At 40.8% G+C, this 6,029-nt stretch carries 3 protein-coding genes; all 3 read left to right on the top strand.

From position 1 onward, the window contains the following. The first annotated feature begins 660 nt into the window (after nt 1–660). A complete protein-coding gene (locus tag V7K84_RS08860; RefSeq protein ID WP_334837418.1) occupies nt 661–1,668 on the top strand; it encodes a filamentous hemagglutinin N-terminal domain-containing protein in 1,008 nt (335 codons plus the stop codon). A 26-nt stretch (nt 1,669–1,694) separates the two neighbouring features. Beyond that, the gene (locus tag V7K84_RS08855; RefSeq protein WP_334837417.1) at nt 1,695–4,271 is read left to right on the top strand and encodes a beta strand repeat-containing protein; all 2,577 of its coding nucleotides are present in this window, start codon (nt 1,695–1,697) and stop codon (nt 4,269–4,271) included. Nucleotides 4,272–4,477: 206 nt separating this feature from the next. Beyond that, complete coding sequence (locus tag V7K84_RS08850; protein ID WP_334837416.1) at nt 4,478–5,539, top strand: AAA family ATPase; 1,062 nt, start codon at nt 4,478–4,480, stop codon at nt 5,537–5,539. Nucleotides 5,540–6,029 lie beyond the last annotated feature (490 nt).

The following is a 6,029-nucleotide window of genomic DNA, read 5'->3' as shown; positions in this document are numbered from 1 at the left end:
AACAGGGGTAGCAGGCAGAACACCGATATTATCGTAGACAGTCATTTTTGACTCCTTTTGTTGTTGATGTTGGTTAAGTTAAACTCAGCAGATGTAATTTTTTGTCTGGATTCCAGCAGCAAATTACCTGCAATTCAATTCCAGGATTTGAGAACATGACAACCTAAAGTGAAGACTTTATTACATGAGTCTTTTGGGAATTCATGTTATCTTCAGCAACTAGTACCGCAAAGCGGAAGTCACGCATAATTGCATTCCGCATTCCGAGCTTCTTGCGCCATTTGAAATGGTGAAGCAGCGCTGCGGGAGGGTTTCCCTCCGCAGGCGACTGGTGAACCCGAAGGGTATGTTTATTGCCGCCGTGCTTTACTAAGTGTTACACCTATCCATTTAAGGCAAAGGTATTCGGATAAATTTTCCATCGCCTCATTGGTACGCGGTCAATAATATTACTGTTGCCGATGAGTTACACAATATCTGACATACTCATACTACACATCCACCTTTTCTGCTTGTTTACGTGCAGTTTTCATACCTGGAGAATGCAGGAAGAGGATCGCACCATTGCAGAAAACTGCATAATTAACGAATATTCGCTTGTCTATCATCCAAAGGTGCTGTTTTATTAGATACTCAAATAATCTATATGAATAGCACCCAATGACGATCAAATACGGATTAAACAGGTGTTTGCAGTTCGGATTGGCAGGTTTGCTGGGCTGCTTAAGTTTCAGTATTTTCACTAGCGAAACCCAGGCACAGCAAAGTAATATTGTACCTGATAACACGCTTGGGGCTGAGTCCTCTCAAGTTATTGGCAACTATCAAGGACAACGGATTGAAGCAATTACAGGTGGTGCAATTCGTCAAATCAATCTTTTTCACAGCTTTGGAGAATTTAATATCAGTGAGGGACGTGGGGCTTATTTTGTCACTCCTAGCGCAGATATTCAAAATATTCTGGCACGAGTGACAGGTAAGAACCCTTCAGAAATTTTGGGAAAACTGGCAACATCCGGTAATTCTAGTCCAAATTTATTTTTGATAAATCCTAATGGGATTGTGTTTGGGAAAAATGCCAGTTTAGATGTGCAGGGTTCATTTGTGGGGACAACTGCAAACGGTGTGCAGTTTAGTAATCAAGGGGTTTTTAGTGCGACAAATCCCCAAGCAGCGCCATTGTTGACTATTAACCCTTCGATATTGCTGTTTAATCAAATTCAAGCTTATGGGGGAATTATCAATCAATCCCAAGCACCCGCAGGTACTAATCTCATTGGTGAAGATGTTACGGGTTTGCGAGTTGCTGATGGTAAAAGTTTGCTGCTTGCTGGTGGAAATATCAATTTTGATGGTGGGAATATTCGCGCTTATGGAGGGAATATTGAGTTAGCAGGTTTGGCTGCACCAGGAAATGTGGGATTGAATATTGCAGGTGATAATCTGGGTTTAGTTATCCCTGAAAATGTAGAACGTGCTGATGTTTCGCTGAGTAATGGCGCAGAAGTTAATGTTCGCGGTGACAATGGCGGGAATATCAAAATTCAAGCTCGAAATGTAAATTTAGCTGGGAAAAGTAAATTAAGAGCGGGAATAGATACAGGTTTAGGTACTCTAAATAGTAAAGTGGAGATATTACTATTAATGCCACCGCAGAGACAACGTTAACAGATAAAAGTTTCATTGGTAATCTAGTGCAAGAAAGAGCATTTGGTAATGCTGGCGATATCAATATTGCGACTGGAATATTGACGTTAAATAGTGGACTGCTCGATGCTGGCATTTTGGGACAAGGCAATGCTGGTAATATAAATATCAATGCTCAAGGTGCTGTTACTGTTACAAGTCAAAAAGATAATTTAAATAGTGGAATTGTTAGCACTGTATCTACAGAAGCAATAGGTAATGCTGGTAATATCAACATCAAATCTAGCTCTTTAACACTAAGTAATGAAGCTTCCCTTAGTACTTTTATTTTAGGACAGGGTAATGCTGGTAATATATCGATTCAAACATCAGATGCGGTTGAACTTACGAGGGGCTTTATAGCTAGCAGCATTGGAACTGGGGGTGTGGGTAATGGTGGTGAAATTAACATTACTGCGGGTTCGCTTTCTTTGACAGATAGCTCGGAGATTCAATCGAGGGTTGAAGGTAATGATGATCGGCAACCAGGAGGACGAGGAAATGCAGGTAATGTAAATATTAACGTCCAAGGTAATATTAGTTTTCGTAACTCAAGACCAGGGGAAAGCAATGGAATTTATTCCGACGTAGATAAGGGTGCAATTGGTAATGGCGGGAACGTTACTATTAATACTAATTCCTTGGAAATAAATGATGGTTCGGAAATTCAAGGTAGCACTAGAGGAAAAGGTAATTCTGGTAATATTATCATTAATGCTCGTAATAATATTTCGTTAGATGGTAGAAACCGTGATTTTTTTAGCCGGATTATTAATAATGTGCAACAGACTGCTGAAGGTAACGCAGGCAATATTCAAATCACAACAGGTACACTAAAAGCTATCAATGGAGCATTTATTAGTAGCAGTACCAATGGAAAAGGAAACGCTGGGAATATCAGCATTAATGCTTTTGATAATATAACCTTTGATACTAATAGTTTTAGTATCAGTGGTGTCGGGAATCAGGGGGTAGGTGACGGAGGAAACATTCAAATTACAACTGGATCGCTTTTGGTTACTAATGGTGGCACTATATCTAGCTTTACTGCTGGAGTCGGAAATGCCGGAAATATCACTATTAATACCCGTGATAATGTGACTTTTTCAGGTTTTGCAGACATACTAAAATCGAGTGGAGGCATAGTACAATCGAACAGTGAAGTATCAACTTATGGTGTTACTAACGCGATAGGTAAAGCTGGTGATATTCGCATCACTGCAAGTAATTTACTACTAAAAGATGGTGGGCAACTAAATGCTGACAACGCCGGAGAAGGAAGTGGAGGTAATATCTTTCTTAATGTTGGCAATACTATTAATTTTGATGGAATTGGCGGTAAAGGTTTACCTAGTGGTCTTTATACAACAGCATACAATGGTAATGCCGGAAATATTCAAATTGAAACAGGATCATTGTCTTTAACAAATGGTGGAAGTGTATTTTCTCCCTTTCTCGAAGGAAAAGGTAATGGTGGAAATATCATCATTAATGCTCGTGATACTGTCATAATTGATGGTGTCTCAAAGGGTGTAACTTTGAGTGGTGGCGAAATTGTTGATTTCAATAGCGGTTTATTTAGTTCTTTGCTGAGTGGTAAAGGTAAAGCAGGTGACATCAAAATTACAACAGGGTCACTTTTCCTTACCAACGGTGCAATGATTTCTGGAGAAACAGGTGGACAAGGAAATGGAGGGAATATCACCATTGATGCACGCGATCGCATTTTAATTGACGGTGTTAACGCCAGAGGTTCTTTTAGCAATATTTCTAGTACAGCCACTTCAACAGCTGTGGGCAATGGAGGTAACATTAACCTGACAACAGATTCTTTGTATTTGAGCAATGGTGGGAGACTAAGTACCAGCAGCTTCGGGCAAGGGAAAGCCGGAGATATTAATATTAATTCTGGTTCTACAACACTTGATAACCCAGGATTTATTGCAGCAATAACCTACTCTGGTGATGGTGGAAATATCAATTTAAATGTCGATAAGCTTTTACTATTGCGTCGCGGTAGCGGAATTTCGACCAGCGCAGGTACAGCGCAATCCGGTGGCGATAGTGGTAACATCAATATCAATTCAAGATTTATTGTCGCTATCCCTAAAGAAGGCAGCGACATCATAGCCAATGCTTTCACAGGAACTGGTGGAAACGTCGAAATTAAATCGCAAGGTGTCTTCGGTATCGAAGCACGTCCAAAGCCAACCGAGAAAAGTGATATTACTGCAAGTTCTGAACAAGGCATTGCAGGTACGATTAGCATTAACGCACCCGATACCAGTTCCATCCAAAACAGCTTCACCGAATTATTCCCAGTTATTGACACTAACGCACTCATCGCCAATAGTTGCATTTCACGCGGCACCAAGCGACAAGAAAACTCTTTTACTATTACAGGGTCTGGTGCTTTGAGTCCTAATCGTCCTGGTGTTTCGGTTTCTACCTACACAACTGGAGAGGTTAGAGGTGTCGAAACTACATCCCGTCCTTGGAAGAAAGGCGATCCGATTATCGAACCGACTGGTCTATATCGGCTGAATAATGGGCAATTACTATTGAGTCGAGAATGTTCTAATTAATGTTAATAGATTTAGATGCCAGTTAACAATTCAAAATTCAAAATTAAAGACTTTAAGGTACAAAAAAGTTAACTGTTTGCTTCATTTATTGATTTTTATTAAAAAAACTAAAATTTAATTCAGAAGGCAAAAAAATTCATGTTGAAAAATTGGGATAGGTGGGGTTTTACCGTGTATTTTTTGCGGTTGGAGAATGTTTAAAAAGTATGAACACTTCACCTCGACCCCCAACGCCAATCAATTCCCCCTCCTACCCAACAGAATTTCAACAAGTCATTCTCGAAAAAAGTCAAAACTTTGTTGGTCGCGCCTTCGTCTTCACCGCAATATCCAACTTTCTCCAGCGTTGCGATCGCGGTTACTTTACCATAATTGGCGCACCCGGTAGCGGCAAAAGTGCCATCCTCGCCAAATACGTCACAGAAAATCCCCAAGTTCTCTATTACAACGCCCAACTCCCAGACAAAAATCGCGCTGAGGATTTTATTGCTACTATCTCCACACAAATTGAGACAGAAAATTTTACGTCTCTACATTCCCTGCTTCAGCAAGTCAGCGATAAACTAGAACCCCAGCAAAAGTTTATTATTGCTATCGATGCCTTAGATGCTGTTAACCACACCGACCAAACAAAAGGCTCAAATCTCTTTTATCTTCCCAGATATCTGCCGCGTGGCGTTTATTTCCTTCTTACCCGCCGCCCATACCTGCGAAAACAATCCGGTTTGTTGATAGAAACACCTTTTCAAATTCTTGACTTAGCAGCATATCCACAACAAAACCACGAAGATATCCAATCATACATTCGACAATATGTCAACAATGACGAAGAACTCACAGCAGAGCTAACCGCCAAAAGCGAAAACAATTTCATGTACACTTCGGCATACTTCGACTGCGCTCAGTACAAGAAGCTCAGTGACCATCTCAGTCAGATATTACCTGCTACCTCTGAGAAGTTTGATGGACTTCCCCCTGGATTAGAGGCGTATTATCAACAGCATAAGCACAAGATGATTCCCCCTAATTCCTCAAGCCAAGAGAAGGAATTTAAATCATCTGTACTGAGTGTGTTAGTGCAAGTTTCATCAGTCGTATCAGCAGAAAGCATTGCTAGTACAATTGATGCTGATGAATACGATGTTGAAGAAGTTCTGGAAAATTGGCGTGAGTTTTTAACACTCCAGGAAATTGATGGAGAAATCCGCTACAGTCTTTATCATTCCAGCTTTCGAGATTTTTTAAGCAAGCAAGTAAATTTTGGTTAGACTCTATAGCGCTTCGGTATTGAGTCGAATAAAGACCTAACCCCCAACCCCTTCCCTACCTCTCCCTAACCCTCTCCTACGAGGAGAGGGAAGCGGAAAAACTTTTGTTGCTGGAAGGGGAGTAAGATTCAAAGCCTCTCTCCTAAGAGGAGAGAGGTTTGGAGAGAGGTCAAATTCTATTGCATACAAAACAAACAAGCGATCGCAATAACCAAGCATCTGCCATAGACGAAACATTCGTGAGAGAGTTGACCTGGGGAACATCCTAGAGTCAAGATAAAAGGGTTGGATATCTTGTCAAAGTACTAAGCACATCCGATATCGCCTAATTTTCTTTCATTTCCCTGCTTTTGGGTTAAAGAGAAAGGCTATGGGCGATACTTATTAACGTGGCAAAAAACTGAAAAAAGTACGCGCGGATTGCTAAGACGTGCCTGGACGCAGAGGGTTAAGCCGTTGCACCCCGATGAAGCGTCAAGAAATAGCTGAT

The sequence above is a fragment of the Nostoc sp. genome (assembly GCF_036917315.1).
In the GTDB taxonomy this organism is placed as follows: domain Bacteria; phylum Cyanobacteriota; class Cyanobacteriia; order Cyanobacteriales; family Nostocaceae; genus Nostoc.
Note: the sequence above shows the minus strand (reverse complement) of the source record. Positions and strands in the feature narration are given on the sequence as shown.

Excerpts from the sequence above, each read along its gene's own strand:
- V7K84_RS08850 (WP_334837416.1), top strand. The coding sequence starts at position 4,478 with ATGAACACTTCACCTCGACCCCCAACGCCAATCAATTCCCCCTCCTAC.
- V7K84_RS08860 (WP_334837418.1), top strand. The coding sequence starts at position 661 with ATGACGATCAAATACGGATTAAACAGGTGTTTGCAGTTCGGATTGGCA.